Origin of the sequence: Alteribacter aurantiacus DSM 18675 (genome assembly GCF_000429705.1) — a bacterium.
Classification (GTDB): domain Bacteria; phylum Bacillota; class Bacilli; order Bacillales; family Salisediminibacteriaceae; genus Alteribacter; species Alteribacter aurantiacus.
In genome coordinates this window covers 2154356-2172479 of record NZ_KE386941.1, presented here as the reverse complement: position 1 = coordinate 2172479, position 18124 = coordinate 2154356, and the positions used below count along the sequence as shown (strand labels likewise).

Genomic DNA, 18124 nt, shown 5'->3' with positions numbered 1-18124 from the left:
CCCGTTTAGGGCGACAAGGTTTTTATCGTTAATCTACATTAATCTGTCCGGGTATAAGAAGCTATGCTCTGAGGTTTCAATTCCTTGAATCCACTGTTGAATCTCTTCGCCGTTCAAGGATTCCAGTTGACCACTCGTTTGATGATCGGTACTGTACTTTTCAATGGTTGCGAGCATGTCCCTGACTTCATGTTGGACTTCTTTGTTCTTTAATAAGGACTTGGCTAACCGTTCAATTTGGGCATATTCGTCTCTCGAACCGAAGTGCTCCGTGTCTTGGTTTTTCAGAATATCCACAAGTAACTGAAGCTGATGGTGGTAGTTCATTGGCATTTTACACACATCCTTTTTGTTCGCTGTCTACACAATAGGGTGTGTGAAAATCCTTTTTCTATTCGCGATTATATCTCTCTACCTTCACGCTGCTCATAATCAATCGTCACGCCTCCGTCGCCATCTCTAAGCATCTCCAATTCCTCAATCCAACGGGCGATGTTCATTTGATGAAGTTGAATGTGTTCTTTCAAATTAGAACTGGTAGTTCGCTCATCAATAAAAGCGTCCATTTCAACAATGCTGCCCTCAAAATTTTCATTAATCTCGTCATGTCTAAGCTCTTTTACAAATCCTTGCATTTTTTCAAAGTCGTTCTCCGTTGTGTGCTCTCGGTTTTTCATATGAATAAGCAGTTTTCTCAATTTTGTAATCGTTTCTGTCTGTGACACGGTATCGCCTCCTCAAGGTATATTTGGAAGGAACTGAAAAAAATAAATCTTTACCTTTTTCAATACCTTCGTATACATAGTTGTTTATTCCTTTATTTTAAGGATAATAATCATTTCCATTCCAGTGGTACTTTAAATTGTGGTATTGTTATGATGGTAAAAAAGAAGAAATGGAGTGACGATAACGAATGCGTCTTCGAAATAAACCTTGGGCACCGGAAGAAATAGCGAATAACCCACACCTCATTATTCCGAATCCTGCAGATCATAAAAATAAATGGAAAGATTACTTTAACAATGACAATCCACTCTACGTTGAAGTAGGGAGCGGGAAAGGACAGTTTGTCACAGGGATGGCGAACCAGCATCCAGAGATTAATGTGATTGGCATTGAAAAATACGATAGCGTTATTATTAGCGCCCTTGAACTTATGCAACAACTTGAGCTTCCAAATGTCAACATGCTAAAAGAAGATGTTCAAGAGATTACCGATTTTTTCGGGGAAAATGAAGTGGATCGCTTATTCATTAACTTTACCGATCCATGGCCGAAAAATCGTCATGCAAAACGTCGCTTAACACATGAAGGATTTTTGAAGAAATATGTAGAAATATTGAAAGATGGAGGCGAAGTCCACTTCAAAACGGACAACCGTATCTTGTTTCAATATTCACTACAGAGCTTCTCGGAATTCGGTTTTTCTTTAAAAAACATCAGCTTGGACCTCCATGAAGATGGCCTTGAAGGAAACGTCATGACAGAATACGAAGAAAGGTTCTCACGTAAAGGCCAGCCGATTTACCGCCTTGAAGCCGTTTGGAAACGATAATCAAACTCTACACAAGGGGATGACATGATGGCATTGGAACAGCTCGAAGTAGGTCAGGTTAAAATCACATGGCTAAATGGAGGGGTCACCCACATGGATGGTGGCGCCATGTTTGGCGTCGTACCAAAACCCTTATGGGAAAAAAAGTACCCGGTCAATGAACGAAATCAAATTGAACTGCGAACCGACCCCATGTTGCTTCAAGTGAACGGAAAAAACATTCTTGTAGAAACCGGGATCGGTAACGGAAAATTCAATGACAAGCAAAAGCGCAACTTCGGTATCGAGCAGGAGTCGAAGGTTAGGGTCAGTTTAGACGAGCTTGGCCTCACACCTAATGATATTCACATTGTACTGATGACTCATATGCATTTTGACCATGCATCAGGGACTTCAGAGTGGATAGGAGAAGAACTTGTGTCGGTTTTCCCGAACGCGGTCTATTACGTAAACGAAACGGAGTGGGAAGAGCTGAAGGCGCCAAACATTCGCTCAAAAGCCACCTATTATAAAGAAAACTGGCAAGCGATTGAATCCCAGGTTCAGACTTATAAAGAAGAGGTAGAGCCGATTACGGGCGTGCGTCTCATCCATACTGGAGGTCATAGTGACGGTCATGCGATTTTGAAACTGGAGAGCGAAGGAGAGAAAGCTGTCCACATGGCCGATACGATGCCTACACACGCTCACAGGAACCCTCTGTGGGTGTTGGCCTATGATGACTACCCTATGAACACGATCTCCGCTAAACAAGCTCATATTGCCAAGGCATTAGAAGAGAATGCCTGGTTTTTGTTTTACCACGACTACAAATACCGGGCATTGAAGTGGAACGAAGAGAATGTGGTAGAGGAAGCGGTTCTTAGGAATCGTGAGAATGAATAGATTCAGGATGAGGCCCCCGTTGTGTAACGGGTTCCGTTAACTATCGCAAACATTAAAAATGTAAAACAAAATGACCTTCAAATTGTATGGAAATTTGAAGGTCTATTTTTGTTGATATAAAGGGATTTCGATAATTATTTTTGGGGGACTTGTAATGCAATTTGTCTATTAAAATGCGGGGATAGATACAATAGCCAGTGTACCGCAGCAAAAGACACTAAATTTTTACTTGCAAAATCAGAAAATATTGGTTGAACACTGTTATAAGTAGATGATCATTTCAATGTGTTTGAAAAATAAAGGGAGAAATTCCGACTAAATTGAGAAATGCCCATATTTCCTTAATAATAAGGGGAGTTTTTCCGCTTATATATCCAAAACCTTTAGATTTTGTCTTATTTAGAGCAGTTAACCGGAATATTTCCGCTTATCTCCGGCTATTTAACCTCCTTTACCTACATTAGGCGGAAATTCTCCGTCTATGAATTCTCATACCTAAGCAAAAGTTGATATGAGAGGGAGGAATTGGTTGGCAAACTTCGTAATACGCAATCCGAAGAATAAGCAATTAAAAGCAAAATAGCAAGGGTGGGTTTAAATATGTACCGGAGTTGGATTTAGAGCTCATGAACGATGGTATAGTTGTAAAAGGATTTGTGCTTCATTTAAATTAACTACGAACTAAGGTATCTGTCGTCTGCAATTATTATGGAACGTTTTTTTAACATTGATTATAAAAAATGAATTTGAAGCCACTTAGCATTCCGCCATAGTTGAAAGCATAGAAAAAAGGAAGCCGTGTTTGGCTTCCTCTTTCGTATTACTGAGCTAAGTCTAGTTCAACTTCGCCGTTTTCTTCAATGGTTAGAGTACCGCCGTATACGTAATCAGCCTCTCCAGCTTTTTCAGCATACGCGTAAAGATCGTAATCACCTGGCTCTAGTTCGCTGCCATCAGGAGCAAGTCCGTCCCAAGTAAATTGGAAGTAGCCTGCGCGAAGGTTTTCAGCAGTTACAGGAGCACCGATGTATTCATATTCTTCTCCATCTTTATAAACCCAAAATTCAAAGTAATCAGCTCCACCAGGAAGGTAAGCTTCACCAGCGATTGTACCATCAGGGTTTACACCGAGGAACAAGTGTGTTACTCGTGGGTAATCCGGTTCCATTACAAATGCGATACTTGGTACTTCAATCACTTCGTCACCGTGAGTAAGGGTGATTGTTGCTTCGTAGTATCCAGCTTCAAGAGCTGAAGCATTAACTTGAACAACCGTATTTACTTTTTGAGTTCGTCCAGGTTGAACGTTCAGGTTGTTGCTTGTGTTTACTTGGATGTGATCTTCGCCATCGTGGAAGGTTACATCGATTTCATAACGTTTGCGCTCGTCAGAAAGGTTTGTTACTTCAAAGTGCTGGCGCTCTGTTTGACGTCCGTTTTCTTTATCAAATACGCCAAACGTGTGAGAACCTGGTGATACTAATGTTTCAGTTGTAATAGCATCGTAAGGACGGACACTTCCGGCACCTTGAGAGTTGAATGGGTACGGGTTGCCGTCACGATCTAATACAGGTTCAGCGGTGTTCATGATTGCTGCTTTTACTTGTTGTGGTGTACGCTCAGGCGTTGCTTCAAGAATTAGCGCTACTACACCGGCAACGTGTGGAGCTGCCATGCTTGTCCCTTGAAGAGAAGCGTAATAGCCAAATGCTTCAGGCATTGTACTTACGATTCCTACTCCAGGAGCAGATACGTCAGGCTTGATCATAAAGGTTGGAGCAGCTGGTCCTCTTGAAGAGAAGCCTGCCATGGATTCTGGAACTTCTTGATCGAATTCAATGTCGAAAGTAACTGTGTTGTTTCCTGCGTCAAGCTCAGCAAGAAGCTTTTCGCCGTCTTCTTGTGTAGTCATAATTGTTGGTACCGCAAGTCCCGGCACTTCTGGCTGAACACCTGCAGCGTTGTTGTAGATGATCGCACCTACAGCACCGTTATCTTTAGCATTCTGTGCTTTATCAACAAACGGATATTCTCCACGCTGGATAAGAGCAATTTTTCCATCTACATCCACATCATCAAAATCACCAGGTCCAGCAAGACCTACGTGAACAAATTCAAATTCTTCACCGTCAAGAGCTAAAAGTTCTTCAACAGTTGGATAGCCCATGATTTCCGCAGAAGGATAGCTTACTCCGTCTGAAGTGAAGATGCCTGCATTATAAGCATCGTATGGAAGTTGAGTGGCTCCAACGCTAATCGCATCACGAGATGCACCAGGAGATCCAACAGTCCAGTTGTTCGGACCTGAATTTCCGTTAGCTACAACCGCTACAACACCTTCTCTCATCGCCCAGTCAAGTGCGATAGAAGTAGCCCAGTCAGCATCATTTAAGCTGTTACCTAGAGAAAGGTTCATCACATCAACACCGTCTTGGACAGCAAGTTCAACTGAAGCAACAACGTCTTCTGTTGTCCCGCCATTTGGTCCAAGTACACGATAAGATACGAGTGATGCATCCGGTGCTACACCTACGATACCTTCACCATTAGGTCCGCCATCAGCAGCAACCGTACCGGCAACGTGCGTACCGTGATATTGCCCAGGACCTTCATTTGGGTCATCATCGTTATCAACAAAGTCATACCCTAAGTAGTCGCCAAAAGAACTTGCAAGGTCAGGGTGAGTGTAGTCTACACCAGTGTCGATAATCGCTACAGTAATTCCTTCACCCGTTACACCAAGATCTTCCCAAACCTCTGGTGCTCCGATAAATGGTGCGCTGTCCATCATTGCAGGAGAGAAGGACTCTTCGTCGATGAGTTCAGGATCAAATTCATTTGCATCATAATGAACGTCTTCATAAACGGCTTGGACACCTTCTACAGCAAGTAGAGAAGGAATGTCTTCTTGAGAAATATCAACAGAGAAGCCGGAGAATACGGTGTCATACTCACGGTTCACTTCACTGTCAGGAGAGATGGAAGCCAATGCTTCTTTCACTTGCTCGCGGGATTGTTCTAGGTTCCCTTTAGTTTGCCCTTTACCTGTGTGCTTTGCTTCAAGTAAAGATGGTTCGTCAAGTTCTACAATGACTGTGGCTTTGTCGGATGAGCTTAAGTCATAGCTACCGAAAAGTTCAGCCGGTTCACTGGACTGCGTGTTCGCAGATCCTTGTGGTGCAATACCTCCAGCTACTAGCGAAACGGCTAGAACCGAAAGCATGGATTTTGTGAAAAATGATTTCACGTTCAATTCCCCCTATACATAGATGATTAGTAGGCAATTTAGAAAAGAAGGTTTTCCTCCGACTTTCCTCACCCCTAATTGACAAAAAATTTCGTCTATCTAAAAGTCTACAGGGAATATATTACCGAGTCGTCGGACAAAAGTAACAAAAGTGGGAAAAATCAGAAAAGTTTAGGGTTTGGAGGAAAGTGTTGGTAATAGTGGTGTTTAGGTCTAAGTGACTACGTAAGAGGATAATAATACTAAAATAATTTTAGTACTATTGTTTTAGGTAAATAAAAAGAGACCGCGGGTGCGGTCTCTACTTATTAAGTCTAGTTTTTAGTTACGAGGTAATATCTAACAGTAGATATACCACCTTTTTCAGCGTTAACACCTAGAACGTATTGACCGTTCGGTAATTGATTACCGTTTTTCAAATTTCCATCCCATGAAAAAGAATGTCCAGGTGCTTTTACATTTTCAGTAATTTTTATAGTTTCTATCGAACCACCAATTCCACCTGCTGGTGTCAAATGAAGAAGGCTGTACTCTAGTTTATCCGCTCCCCCGGGAAGAGTAGAGCTTACTGTGTAGTTACCACTATTACCACTTAATGATGCTCCAGTTACACGTGGGTAATCAGGCTCTCCTATAAAGAGGATGGATGGGACTTCAATCACTTCTGAACCATGAGCTAATGTGATTGTAGCCTCGTAATATCCAGCTTTAAGTCCACTTGCATTCACTTGAACGTTCATGTTCACCTTTTGTGTTTTACCAGGCTGGACTTGAAGGTTGTTGCTCGTGTTTACTTTAATTCCATCAGCTGCCTTAGGATCATGGAACTCAACATTCATTGTGTAACGCTTACGCTCATTAGAAAGATTCGTAATTTCAAAGTGTTGGCGCTCAACTTGGCGGCCGTTCTCTTTTACAAATTTACCGAAAGAGTGAGACCCTGGTGCTACCAATGTTTCAGTAGTAAGAGCTTCGACCACTCGAATGCTTCCGGCACCTTGTGTGTTGTGAGGGTAGCTTTTTCCAGTAGTTGGGTTGATCATGTCTTCAGCTGTATTCATTAACGCAGCTTTTACGTTGTCTACACTCCAGTTAGGGTACTTATCAAGGACAAGGGCTGCCGCACCAGCTACGTGAGGCGCTGCCATACTTGTTCCCTGAGATGCTCCATAACCATGCGGGTTGTTAGGATTGTGAGTAGGTATTGTACTTGTAATGTTTACACCAGGTGCTGAAACATCTGGTTTAATCATCCAAGTGTTCATTACTGGGCCACGGGAAGAAAAGTCTGCAACGGTTTCTCCGACTTCGCCGGTTTCTTCAATGTTAAACGAAACCGTATTGTTCCCTGCTTCTAGTTCAGCAAGCAACTTTTGTCCGTCTGCTAAAGTAGTTTTAATCGTCGCAACTGCCATACCTGGTACGTCGGGTTGTTCACCAGCTACGTTATTGTAAATGATAGCTCCTACCGCCCCGGCATTTTTTGCATTTGTTGCTTTATCAACAAATGGATATTCTCCACGGGAAATCAATGCAATCTTTCCGTTTAGATCTTTACCTTCGAAGTCAGCAGGGGAACCAAGACCAACATGTACAAACTCATACTCTTTTTCGTTTAGTGCAAGAAGTTCTTCTTCATTAGGAAAGCCCATCACTTTAGCACTCGTATATTCAACGCCTTCGGAAGTCAAGATCTCTGCGCTAAACACATTGTAAGGAAGACGAGTAGCGCCTACTGAAATCGCTTCACGTGATGTTCCGGGTGAACCGACTGTCCAGTTATTCGGGCCGGAGTTTCCATTTGAAGTTACAGCAACAACCCCTTCAGCCATTGCCCAATCGAGAGCAATTGAAGTAGCCCAGTCAGGGTTGTTTAATGAATTTCCTAATGAAAGGTTCATTACATCAGCGCCATCTTGCACAGCGCGCTCAATTCCTGCTACAACATTTTCAGTTGTACCTGAACCACCAGGACCTAATACTCGATAAGCAAGAAGTGTTGCCTCAGGAGCAACTCCTTTAATTTGTCCATTTGCTGCTACTGTCCCGGCAACATGGGTGCCATGAGTCGTAGATCCACCACGTGGGTCACCAGGAGGTGTTTCCTGCGGATCATCATTGTTATCTACAAAATCCCATCCTTTGTAATCTCCAAAAGCGTGAGCAAGATCAGGGTGAGTATAATCTGTACCTGTATCAATTACGGCTACAGTTACTCCTTCACCTGTGTAACCCAAGTCCCATGCATCCTCTGATCCAATGAAAGGAGCACTATCAAACATAGCAGGTGAGAATGTCTCGCTTGTTACTTCTTCAAATTCAAACGCATCCACCTGATACTCCACATCCGGATAAACGGCTTTAACCCCGTCTACACTTAGCAAACTACCAATCTCGTTTTGTGGAAGTTCAACAGAGAACCCTGAGAATACATAATCGTATTCGCGGTTAACATCACTATTTGGAGCAGCACTATGTACGTCATCAATTACGTCTTCCCGCACACGTTGCAAGTTTCCTTTCGTTTGTGATTTACCTTTGCTTTTTGCTTCAACAATCGATGGCTCATCCAACTCGACAATGACTGTTACTTCATCACTTGAAGATAGGTCGTAACTACCAAAGAGTTCCCCGGTCTCGAGCTCACGGTCACTATTGGCAGAACCCATAGGTGCAAACGAGGAGACAATCAACAATACAGCTAAGAACGACAACATCGTACGTGTGAAAGTAGCTTTCACATTCATTCCCCCTAAATTGATAGATTTACTTGGTGTAAGATACAGTTCTTTTTACATGCGTCCTCCCTACGCAAAAGATTCCTGTAAATCACTTTCCTGTAATAATTTCCACTTAAAAGTATTTTCTTCCTTGAATCTGAAGTACTAAAATTTAGAATAATCAGATATTTAATTTAAGGGTCCTATTTCCTGTTTTTTGAGATAACTGTGTCATTTTTGATCGTTTTATAGTTCTTTTGATATAGGAATGGTAGCTGTGGAATAAAAAAAGCCCCACCACGGAGATGGGACTTCTTCACTAATCTTCTTGTCTTTTTAATTTTAATATCGTTCCTGTAGAAGCGTCGACTAGAAACTCGAAGGCATGAAGCTTTCCGTCAATGGTACATGAAACCCCGCCACGATACACAGAATAGGTGAGGTTATCGCTTTTGAAATCCTCCGCCATCATATGAATCCAAGAACCATCGATAGTGCCGAAGTCTTTCATTTTTCGTTTGACCAGTTTAAGTGCTCGTTCAGGTGAGAGGTTACAGCTTGTTTGTTCTAGCTGATCTTTAGCAAACCATGCAACAGCAACACCGACTCCTACACCTGCGATAAAACGTTTCCAACTCATTTTGCTCACCGTCCTAAGCGAATGATTAGTTTATATGGTTATTGTTCATTTGTGTGCCCAATCTTAAGTATAGCGAATGGAGAAAAAAATGCCAAATCTTGATCCTTTTATTTCGTTCATCGAAAAAGTGGAAAGATTTTTACGATTTCGTTAAACTAGAAGATATACATACTTAAGAACCCTGAAGGGAGATTGTTATGAATAAAGAAACGTATCAAATGTTTGAGACTTTAACTCAGTTACCGGGCGCGCCTGGATTTGAACATCAAGTCCGTAAGTACATGAAGAGCGAGCTTGAAAAGTACAGCGACGAAGTCATTCAAGACGGCCTGGGCGGCGTGTTCGGTGTGAAAAAAGGGGACGAAAACGGACCTAAAGTGATGGTTGCCGGCCACATGGACGAAGTAGGATTTATGGTTACGCAAATTACCGACAAAGGGTTAATTCGTTTTCAAACCCTTGGGGGATGGTGGAGTCAAGTTCTTTTAGCACAGCGTCTTCACATCATTACAGACAACGGTCCTGTAACGGGAGTGATTGGTTCAATTCCCCCACACTTGCTAGATGAAGCAAAACGAAAGAAGCCAATGGACATTAAGCATATGTACATTGATATTGGTGCCGATGACCGTGCCGATGCCGAACGGATTGGCGTTAAACCAGGACAGCAAGTTGTCCCTGTTTGTCCGATGGAGCGAATGGCCAATGAGAAGAAGATCCTTGCTAAAGCATGGGATAACCGATACGGTTGTGGACTTGCCATTGAGTTATTAAAAGAATTAAAAGACGAGAAAACACCGAACATGCTTTATTCTGGTGCAACGGTTCAAGAAGAAGTCGGCCTTCGCGGGGCCCAAGTGGCTGCGAACATGATTCAGCCTGACATTTTCTATGCTATGGATGCGAGTCCAGCGAACGATGCCTCTGGTGAAAAGGACGCCTTTGGTCACTTAGGTAAGGGAGCGCTACTCCGAATTTTTGACCGTACGATGATCACTCACAGAGGAATAAGAGAGTTTATTTTAGATACGGCCGAGTCCAACAACATTCCGTACCAGTTCTTTATTTCTCAAGGAGGGACGGATGCAGGGCGTGTTCACACTTCAGGTAACGGAGTACCGTCAGCGGTGATCGGCATTTGCTCACGTTACATTCATACTTCTTCTTCCATTGTCCACATTGACGATTATGATGCGGCAAAAGAACTGATTAAGACACTTGCCAGAAAGACGGACAAGGCTACAGTCGAAGCGATTCGTTCAAATTCATAAAAGAAATGGAGAGTGCTGCTTCTTAAAAGAGAGGCAGCTTCTCTTTTTATAAAGGGTGTAAAGAATGTGAAGGTAGTAATGGTAGGTTCAATGAACCCGGCTAAACTTGAAGCAGTAAAGAGTGTATTGGATAAAGAGTATTCCGTGCAGGGAATGACGGTCCCCTCTCACGTATCAGCTCAACCCATGACAGACGTGGAAACGAAAGAAGGAGCCATGAACAGAGCTTATTTCTTAGTGAAAGAAGCGGGAGCGGATATTGGGATTGGTCTTGAAGGTGGTGTTATTGAAGAGGGAGATGAGATGTATCTTTGTAATTGGGGAGCCCTAGCCACAAGAGAAGGTCGTGTGTTTATTGGAGGCGGTGCTCGTATTCCTTTGCCTGCTGGTCTTGCAAAAAAAGTGAGAAGGGGACGAGAGCTAGGGGATGTGATTGACGCATACACAGGGCTAACGGATGTGAGAAAAGGGGATGGAACGGTAGGCATCCTTACGTCAGGTCTTGTCTCGCGAGCTGACATGTTCAGCCACGTTGTGAAGCTGGTTTATGGTCAATACCTCTTTCATAAACAGGTGTAGCTTATCCAGTAAGAAGTTTAAATCCTACTGGATAAGTAGCACCGAATCATATGTTCAAAAGTTATTCTGTATCGAAAATATATTCGATGGCTTGAAGGGCTTGATCCACTTTTTCCACTGTAACGTTCGCTTTGTTGGATAGCTCTTTTAGTGGATGATGAAGGTCCTTAGGACGAACAATGATCAATGGTTTGTTCAGACTGATGGCAGTCGAAGCATCCATGGCACTATTCCATTGCTTGTACTTCTCACCAAAAAGGGCGATGACAATGTCTGACTTTCCCATGAGGACTTGCGTGCGCAGATTATTAAAGTCCGATGCGCGATCGTCTTTATAAATAGCATCGGGCTGCTCTCCCAAGATTTCCTCACCAATCTCATCAGACCTGGAGTGGTTTTCCATTGGGCCGACAAAGTTCAATGGAAGGTTGCGCTCTTTTGCTTTGTTTTTTACTTCTTCACGCCAATTGTCGTGAATTTGTCCTGCTAAATATACGGTCAATTCCACTGTAAACACTCCTCTATTGAATGATTTCTCCTCTATTTTAACCGCTTACACCATCCTTGCCAAAGAATAAGGAAAACCTTTCTTGTGCATAAATTGTCGAAAAAGGGTTGTCAGGCTTTTTTGGTTAGGTATATCATGGATTTGTGGAGAAATATGAATCTAAAGTGGGAGGTACATTGGTGTGTTTTTGAATAAGGGACGTTTCTCGATTCTCATTTTGTCTGCTGTTTTGATCCTTTCGGCGTGTTCGGTTACTGAAGAAGACGTGATGGCAAGCGCGGACGAAACATTTGAAGCGAAAATGGACGCCACTCCTGGCGAAACAAACTACGAAAACAATTACTTATCTATATATAAACCAAACCATCTTTCTGTTGAAGATGAAGATTTGTACAACCTTGTGTTAACTAATGACGAGCGCCATTATCTTGTATTTGCAGGAGACGTGGGTCACTTCGAAACGGAAGAGGAGCTTTTGGAAGCCCAGCGAATCAACGGCGAGCCGGAATATGTGAAACTTTATCATTCAAATGGTGACCGAGGCTATTTGATCATTCAACAAGTTGAGGATGAAACGTATCAGGTGATGGCCGGCTACAACAGCATTAAAGCAACTTCAATCAGTCCACTAGAAGATGTATTGAATGATGCTGAAATGATGTTTAAAATGGTCCAGTCTGTGCAAACAAAAGAGTAATTAGGTAGAATAAGGGGGAACCCTTATTCTTCTTTTTTATTTAATGGCGAAAGGTGACAAGTGGACATGAAAGATTTTTTGAAGAAGAAAGGCATTCAGCCTTCTTTTCAGTCATATATCATTGATGCTTTAAGCTATATGGCTCTGGGACTGTTTTCTTCACTCATTATCGGATTAATCATTCAGACTGTTGGCGTTCAATTACATATTCCATGGTTAGTCTCTGTGGGGGAAACAGCTATGAGTCTTGTGGGACCAGCGATTGGGGTTGCGGTAGCATATGGATTAAAAGCCCCAAGGCTCGTATTGTTTGCTGCAGTCATTAGTGGCGCAGCAGGAGCAGAACTAGGTGGACCGGCTGGTGCTTTTATTGCCGCTCTTTTGTCTACGGAATTTGGGAAGCTTGTATCAAAAGAAACGAAAATCGACATCATTGTGACCCCACTTGTCACGATCATGACTGGTGTCACGGTTGCAACAGTGATCGGCCCTGGTATTCAATCTGGGATGCAAGGGTTCGGTCAGCTTGTGATGTGGGCCACGGAACAGCAACCGTTTGTGATGGGGATTGTTGTCGCCGTTTTAATGGGACTTGCATTAACGGCGCCGATCTCAAGTGCTGCCATTGCCATCATCTTAGGCCTTGAAGGACTTGCTGCGGGAGCCGCCGTAGTCGGCTGTGCTGCTCAAATGATCGGTTTTGCAGTTAGTAGTTACAGGGAAAACAAGTTGTCCGGACTCATTGCCCTTGGCATCGGCACATCCATGCTCCAAATTGCTAACGTCGTTAAAAATCCATGGATTCTCCTTCCGCCAACAATGGCTGCTGCTATCCTAGGACCGGTATCCACTGTCATCTTTCAAATGGAAAACTCTAAAGAAGGTGCGGGAATGGGTACAAGCGGATTTGTAGGTCAGATCATGGCTTTTAACACGATGGGATTCACATGGGACGTGGCAATAATGGTTTTACTCATGCACTTTATTGGACCAGCTTTGATTAGTATTTTATTATCAGAGTACTTGAGAAAAAGAGGGCTTATTCAATTTGGAGACATGAAAATTAATCAAACTTAGGAGGCGCTAAACATGATTTCAATCCAAACAACAGAACAATTTGAAGAAGTAAAGCAAGAGGACGGGGCAGTAATAATGTTTACAGCAGGCTGGTGCCCTGACTGTGTCGTGATTGAGCCGGCATTACCTGAAATTGAAGAGACATTCTCTCACCTTTCTTTTTATAAAATGGATCGGGATACATTCATTGAACAATGTCAGGAGCTTGAGATTTTTGGTATTCCAAGCTTTCTCTTCTTTAAAAATGGTAAAGAAGTAGACCGTTTTGTTAGTAAAGATCGCAAAACCCCAGAAGAAATTAAGCAGTTTATCGAGAAAGCCGACGCTAAATAAGTTATAAAAAAGCACTGAAAAAGGAAACCATACCTTTTTCAGTGCTTTTATTTTCTCTACGAATGATCCTTTGGCGTTGCCTTATCACACCACTAAACCCAATTCCTTTGTATCTCTGGTCCTACGTGTTAAAATACATTAGAATCCCGCGAATACAGGAGGGTATTATGAAACCTTTAGCGATAAAACGACTACTTGATGAAAACTTGAAAAACGATCCGTTTATAACGTCTTACGATCGTGAAAAAGAAGCATACCGAGTAGCTGATAAACAAACAAAAAAAGGAATCACTGTTTCGTTGAATCCTTTATCCGATAAATTTAAGAAAGACGAAACGAAAGCTCTGGAAGAAGTTCTTCACTACATTCGTGAAGGCGTGAGTGCGATGAGTTCATCGGTCGGGGTAATGGGAAAAGAAGACAAAATCTTCCCTGTGATCCGATCCACATCTTTTCCTGAAGAAACATCAGAAGGTGTCAAGTTGATTACGACTGAGCATACAGCAGAATCTCGAATCTATTATGCTTTGGACTTGGGGAAAACGTATGTTCTTTTAAATGAAGAGCATTTAGCTACTGATCATTTAAACCAAAAGCAGATTGAAGAAGCTGCATTATTTAACTTGCGATCATTGGACGCACCTATGAAAACGGACACGGTGGCCGGAAATACCTTTTACTTTGTGAACATGAATGATGGGTACGATGCAAGTCGCATTTTAAATGACGCTTTACTAAAACACATGAACAAAGAAGCAAAAGGGAAGCTTACGGTTTCCATTCCACATCAAGATGTTTTGATCTTTGGAGATATTCAAAATGAGCGAGGATATGATGTTCTTGCCCAAATGGCCTTTTCTTTTTACGCGAAAGGAACCTCGCCTATTACAGCCCTTCCATTTATGTACGAAGAAGGGGAATTGGAGCCGATCTTTATCCTTGCTCAGCGTAAACCAAAAGATTAGGGAGTGATTAGACGTGAAAGCCTATTATAATTTAGACGCGATTGGTGATACATTACTCGTGCAAATGACAGATCTGAACAAACAAAAACACCTGTGGGTTCGAAAAAACGATGTGACATACTTCTACGATAAGGAGTCACAAGAACGAGTGGGCTATAACATCTTTAACTTTTCTCAATACGGAGAAGTATCGGGAAAAGGGGAAATAACGGTTACAGATGAGATCATTGAATCGATTAATAAGGCGTTTAAAAAAAACAACATTGATGCTTCACTATAATCCGAGAAAGTCGACATCAGCTGGTGTCGATTTTTTCGTTGTTTAATTTATTTTTTCTTTCTTATATGTGGATAACGACTCTGTGTAAAGCTTTTATTCGTCTAGCTCCAGCGCTTACGAGCTCGAGATCATTTCATTCCATCAGATGAAGCCAAAAACCGGCTTCAAACTGTGGAATTTGTCGTGAGATATTACACGAGTGTTTCAGTGATTAGGGCTACGGTATGAGAGCTTTTCTGTTAAACTAAGAATACCTTACGAATGTATACAACTTAGATATAGATAAAAAAGGTGTGATGATAATGAAAAAGAACTTTAAGAAATGGATAGACGATATGAAAGGCTTTTTCTCTGGGGATGAAGAAGGAGAATTTATTGAGAAACCAGTTGAACCTTCCCATGAAGGAAAAAACGCAAAACCGAATTTTAAAAAGAACACCACTCTCCCGTTGAACAAAAGTGATGAGCCTAAGATTATACATCAATACCCGAAGACAGGAGCGTTTAGATTTCCTGTTGTAAAAGATGAAGAACCTTTAGGAAAAGACGTACATATGGATGCGACGTACACACCAAAGCCTAAAGGGGATAAAGAGAACGAAAGTCAGAAGCCTAAGGTAGACAGGAAGCGTCATCGGGATTGGAAACCAGTTGAACCGATGCAGGAAAAGAAGCCTGCCTTTGAAAAGAAAGAAACCGTCACCAAGTCCACAGTGTCGGAGCAAGAAAAAGTCAAGTTCGGAGGCAGGGATTTTTCTGTAAGGCAGATTCCGTCACCGATATTCGGGTTTGGTAAACGTGAAGAAGAAAAGCTACAAAAGTATCGTGAAGATGTGTTGAATGAATTTTTACGACTTGAAGGCATTGAGCCAAAAGGATCTCGAGAAGATAAGATAGAAGCCGTAGAGGAATTGGATGAAGATGTGATCTCGCGCGTCCTCACGGAATCAGAACATCGCGACTTGATGGATATGGATAAAGAAGAACAAGAACAACAAGAACAACAAGAGGAACAAGAAGAAAGAGAGAGCGAACAACACGTTGTTGCAAAAGAGGTTCCAATGCCAGCTTATGAAACAACTGAAGACGTTCAACGGCCTGTTTTTGAAAAAGAACCAGAGGTTGAGGAACCGGAACAAGAGATGGCTCCTTTTTATGAAGAAGTTGAAAAACATGAAGCGACTGAAGAAGAGTCGTCCCACTCCTATGAAAAGCATGACGAGGAATGGCACGAGGATCTTCAAGTTGAGGATGAGCCAGACGGAGCAACCGATGATGAGCTGTTCAATGATGAAGAAGACATCTCGTCTGTATCTCCAGCGATTAACCATGCTGAAGTTGAGGAAGTGACCGACAACGAGTCCGTTAAACAGATGGAAAAGGAAGACGGACAACGTGAGGTTGCTGCTTCTTTAGAAGCACCTGACGCCATTAAAAAGGAAGAGCAACAACCAAAGGACGAGAAAAGAAAAGAAAAGCCGGCTAGACAAGAAAATAAACCCTCTTCTGTTCCGTTTAATGTGTTGATGTTCCAACGAGACAGAGTTAAACAAGAAAGAAAAGAAAAGGAAAATCGCGGGAAAGGGGCTCTTCCTGAACTTCATTTATTAGAAGTTCCTCCAAAACGAAGTGAAGAAGACGATCAAGCCTTGACCGAACAATCCGCTCTTTTAAATCAAACCCTTGAATACTTTAATGTTAGGGCAAAAGTTGTAAACGTTACTCGTGGACCATCTGTCACTCGATTTGAAGTACAGCCGGAACCGGGAGTTAAAGTAAGTAAAATAACAAATTTGCAAGATGACATTAAATTAAGTCTTGCGGCTAAAGATATACGTATGGAAGCGCCGATCCCTGGAAAGAACACAATTGGAATCGAAGTACCGAACCGGAAGTCTGACCCTGTATTTTTACGTGATATTTTGAAGAGTCGTTCGTATATTCAAAGTGAGTCCCCTCTTACAGCAGCTCTTGGTGTAGATATTGGAGGACAACCGGTCGTAACGGATCTTCAAAAGATGCCTCACGGGTTGATTGCAGGGGCAACGGGTTCAGGTAAGAGTGTATGTATGAATGCGATTCTTCTTAGCCTTCTGTACAAAGCATCGCCAAAGGATGTCAGGTTGTTGCTGATCGATCCGAAAATGGTTGAGCTTGCCCCATACAATGGGTTACCTCATTTGGCGGCTCCGGTAATTACGGATGCAAAGGAAGCGACCCAGGCCTTAAAGTGGGCTGTGGAAGAAATGGATAAGCGATATGAGCGTTTCGCGGAGACCGGTTCAAGAGATTTAGCGCGTTACAATAAGAAAATGAGGGAACAAGGGAAAGAAGATCAGGTGTTTCCTTACCTCGTTATTGTGGTCGATGAGCTTGCGGACTTGATGATGGTATCTCCACAAGAGGTTGAAGACGCGATCTGCCGTATCGCTCAAAAAGCGAGGGCATGTGGTATTCACCTTCTCGTTGCTACACAACGCCCTTCTGTTGATGTTATTACAGGATTAATTAAAGCAAACATTCCAACACGAATTGCTTTTTCCGTTTCTGCCCAAACGGATTCAAGAACCATTCTCGATGCCTCAGGAGCAGAAAAGTTGCTTGGTAGGGGAGATATGTTATTCTTAGGAAACGGTGAATCTAAGTCGATTCGTCTTCAAGGAGCATTTGTTTCTGACGATGAAATCGAACGAGTAACAGAGCATGTCAAAAAGACTGGTACACCTAGATTCTTGTTTGAACGTGAAGAATTACAAGCACAAGAAGCAATGGAAGCCGATGATCCGATGTTTGAAGAGGTATGCCGTTTCATTATTGATCAACAGGCGGCCTCATCTTCGTTGTTACAGCGAAGGTTCAGAATGGGGTTCAACCGGGCTGCCAGACTCATTGATATGCTAGAAGAACGGGGGATAATCTCACCTGCTAAAGGGAGCAAACCTCGAGATGTTTACTTAACTCATGAAGATTTGGAAGAAAAGTTTGTAGAAAAAGGGTAAAATAAGACTACACTCTTTTACTCTTTTTATATACAATAGCAAGTAAATGGACGAAAGATGTCTATTTAGGTCCTCTTTTCGCACAAATGAATATGCACGTTCCGTAACATGAAGAACAAGCAAAGGTAACAAAAAAACTAGTCTCAGGAGGGATTGACATGGAGCACCTTCCATTAGTAAATCTAGTTCAATTTGTTTCACCGCATTGGCTTCGCATGTTAAAGGAAGAAGAGCAATTACAACTGGTCGTCATCCGTGATGGGGTTGGCGGCGTTAGCAAAGAGGATTTAATTGAGATCGTAGAAGCAGTGATTGAAGAAAAAAGACGACATGCAATATACCACTAAGAGGATGAATATTGCGCCGAA

17 protein-coding genes are annotated in these 18124 nt (G+C 42.3%); 11 read left to right on the top strand and 6 right to left on the bottom strand.

All coding sequences use genetic code 11. The features are described from left to right. Positions 1-33 precede the first annotated feature (33 nt). Both G476_RS22100 and G476_RS0114315 read right to left on the bottom strand, forming a co-directional pair. A complete protein-coding gene (locus G476_RS22100; RefSeq protein ID WP_035186554.1) occupies positions 34-333 on the bottom strand; it encodes a YtzH-like family protein in 300 nt (99 codons plus the stop codon). Positions 334-401: 68 nt separating this feature from the next. Beyond that, positions 402-725: a hypothetical protein gene (locus G476_RS0114315; protein ID WP_026690713.1), complete on the bottom strand. Its 324-nt coding sequence runs from the start codon at positions 723-725 to the stop codon at positions 402-404. 188 nt (positions 726-913) lie between these two features. Here G476_RS0114315 and trmB point away from each other — a divergent pair, with 188 nt between their 5' ends. Continuing rightward, positions 914-1555 (top strand): tRNA (guanosine(46)-N7)-methyltransferase TrmB, encoded by a 642-nt coding sequence (gene trmB / locus G476_RS0114310; RefSeq protein ID WP_026690712.1) that lies wholly within the window; start codon positions 914-916, stop codon positions 1553-1555. A 33-nt stretch (positions 1556-1588) separates the two neighbouring features. Continuing rightward, positions 1589-2440 (top strand): YtnP family quorum-quenching lactonase, encoded by an 852-nt coding sequence (locus G476_RS0114305; RefSeq protein WP_026690711.1) that lies wholly within the window; start codon positions 1589-1591, stop codon positions 2438-2440. An 820-nt stretch (positions 2441-3260) separates the two neighbouring features. Here the strand turns inward: G476_RS0114305 and G476_RS22095 are convergent. From G476_RS22095 to G476_RS0114290, 3 genes are all read right to left on the bottom strand, one after another. Beyond that, positions 3261-5663 carry a S8 family serine peptidase gene (locus tag G476_RS22095; RefSeq protein ID WP_051314864.1) on the bottom strand — a complete coding sequence of 801 codons (2403 nt, stop codon included), beginning with the start codon at positions 5661-5663 and terminating at the stop codon, positions 3261-3263. Positions 5664-6001: 338 nt separating this feature from the next. Then, positions 6002-8428: a S8 family serine peptidase gene (locus G476_RS0114295; RefSeq protein WP_026690710.1), complete on the bottom strand. Its 2427-nt coding sequence runs from the start codon at positions 8426-8428 to the stop codon at positions 6002-6004. A 298-nt stretch (positions 8429-8726) separates the two neighbouring features. Next, the gene (locus G476_RS0114290) at positions 8727-9047 is read right to left on the bottom strand and encodes a PepSY domain-containing protein (protein ID WP_026690709.1); all 321 of its coding nucleotides are present in this window, start codon (positions 9045-9047) and stop codon (positions 8727-8729) included. A gap of 197 nt (positions 9048-9244) precedes the next feature. On the opposite strand from G476_RS0114290, the gene G476_RS0114285 reads away from it, so the two are divergent. Next, the gene (locus G476_RS0114285) at positions 9245-10318 is read left to right on the top strand and encodes a M42 family metallopeptidase (RefSeq protein ID WP_026690708.1); all 1074 of its coding nucleotides are present in this window, start codon (positions 9245-9247) and stop codon (positions 10316-10318) included. A gap of 66 nt (positions 10319-10384) precedes the next feature. After that, entirely contained in the window at positions 10385-10897 is a 513-nt protein-coding gene (locus G476_RS0114280; protein ID WP_026690707.1) for a DUF84 family protein, read from the top strand. Positions 10898-10958: 61 nt separating this feature from the next. Here G476_RS0114280 and G476_RS0114275 read toward each other — a convergent pair whose 3' ends face one another. Then, on the bottom strand, positions 10959-11405 hold the full coding sequence (locus G476_RS0114275) for a YtoQ family protein (protein WP_026690706.1): 447 nt from the start codon (positions 11403-11405) through the stop codon (positions 10959-10961). 181 nt (positions 11406-11586) lie between these two features. Here G476_RS0114275 and G476_RS0114270 point away from each other — a divergent pair, with 181 nt between their 5' ends. The 7 genes from G476_RS0114270 (at position 11587) to G476_RS0114240 (ending at position 18103) form a co-directional block, all read left to right on the top strand. Next, on the top strand, positions 11587-12102 hold the full coding sequence (locus tag G476_RS0114270) for a hypothetical protein (RefSeq protein ID WP_026690705.1): 516 nt from the start codon (positions 11587-11589) through the stop codon (positions 12100-12102). A 66-nt stretch (positions 12103-12168) separates the two neighbouring features. After that, the gene (locus G476_RS0114265) at positions 12169-13179 is read left to right on the top strand and encodes a PTS sugar transporter subunit IIC (RefSeq protein ID WP_026690704.1); all 1011 of its coding nucleotides are present in this window, start codon (positions 12169-12171) and stop codon (positions 13177-13179) included. A gap of 12 nt (positions 13180-13191) precedes the next feature. After that, entirely contained in the window at positions 13192-13512 is a 321-nt protein-coding gene (locus G476_RS0114260) for a thioredoxin family protein (protein WP_026690703.1), read from the top strand. A gap of 167 nt (positions 13513-13679) precedes the next feature. Then, on the top strand, positions 13680-14477 hold the full coding sequence (locus G476_RS0114255) for a DUF1444 family protein (protein WP_026690702.1): 798 nt from the start codon (positions 13680-13682) through the stop codon (positions 14475-14477). Positions 14478-14490: 13 nt separating this feature from the next. Continuing rightward, the gene (locus tag G476_RS22090; RefSeq protein ID WP_051314813.1) at positions 14491-14757 is read left to right on the top strand and encodes a DUF4479 domain-containing protein; all 267 of its coding nucleotides are present in this window, start codon (positions 14491-14493) and stop codon (positions 14755-14757) included. Positions 14758-15059: 302 nt separating this feature from the next. Further along, positions 15060-17756: a DNA translocase FtsK gene (locus G476_RS0114245; protein ID WP_051314812.1), complete on the top strand. Its 2697-nt coding sequence runs from the start codon at positions 15060-15062 to the stop codon at positions 17754-17756. Between the two features lie 158 nt (positions 17757-17914). After that, entirely contained in the window at positions 17915-18103 is a 189-nt protein-coding gene (locus G476_RS0114240) for a hypothetical protein (RefSeq protein ID WP_026690700.1), read from the top strand. The last annotated feature ends 21 nt before the right edge of the window (positions 18104-18124 follow it).

Coding starts and splice junctions, on each gene's coding strand:
- trmB (WP_026690712.1), top strand. CDS start 914: ATGCGTCTTCGAAATAAACCTTGGGCACCGGAAGAAATAGCGAATAAC.
- G476_RS0114240 (WP_026690700.1), top strand. CDS start 17,915: ATGGAGCACCTTCCATTAGTAAATCTAGTTCAATTTGTTTCACCGCAT.
- G476_RS0114245 (WP_051314812.1), top strand. CDS start 15,060: ATGAAAAAGAACTTTAAGAAATGGATAGACGATATGAAAGGCTTTTTC.
- G476_RS0114260 (WP_026690703.1), top strand. CDS start 13,192: ATGATTTCAATCCAAACAACAGAACAATTTGAAGAAGTAAAGCAAGAG.
- G476_RS22095 (WP_051314864.1), bottom strand. CDS start 5,663: ATGCTTTCGGTTCTAGCCGTTTCGCTAGTAGCTGGAGGTATTGCACCA.
- G476_RS22100 (WP_035186554.1), bottom strand. CDS start 333: ATGCCAATGAACTACCACCATCAGCTTCAGTTACTTGTGGATATTCTG.
- G476_RS0114255 (WP_026690702.1), top strand. CDS start 13,680: ATGAAACCTTTAGCGATAAAACGACTACTTGATGAAAACTTGAAAAAC.
- G476_RS0114285 (WP_026690708.1), top strand. CDS start 9,245: ATGAATAAAGAAACGTATCAAATGTTTGAGACTTTAACTCAGTTACCG.
- G476_RS0114290 (WP_026690709.1), bottom strand. CDS start 9,047: ATGAGTTGGAAACGTTTTATCGCAGGTGTAGGAGTCGGTGTTGCTGTT.
- G476_RS0114265 (WP_026690704.1), top strand. CDS start 12,169: ATGAAAGATTTTTTGAAGAAGAAAGGCATTCAGCCTTCTTTTCAGTCA.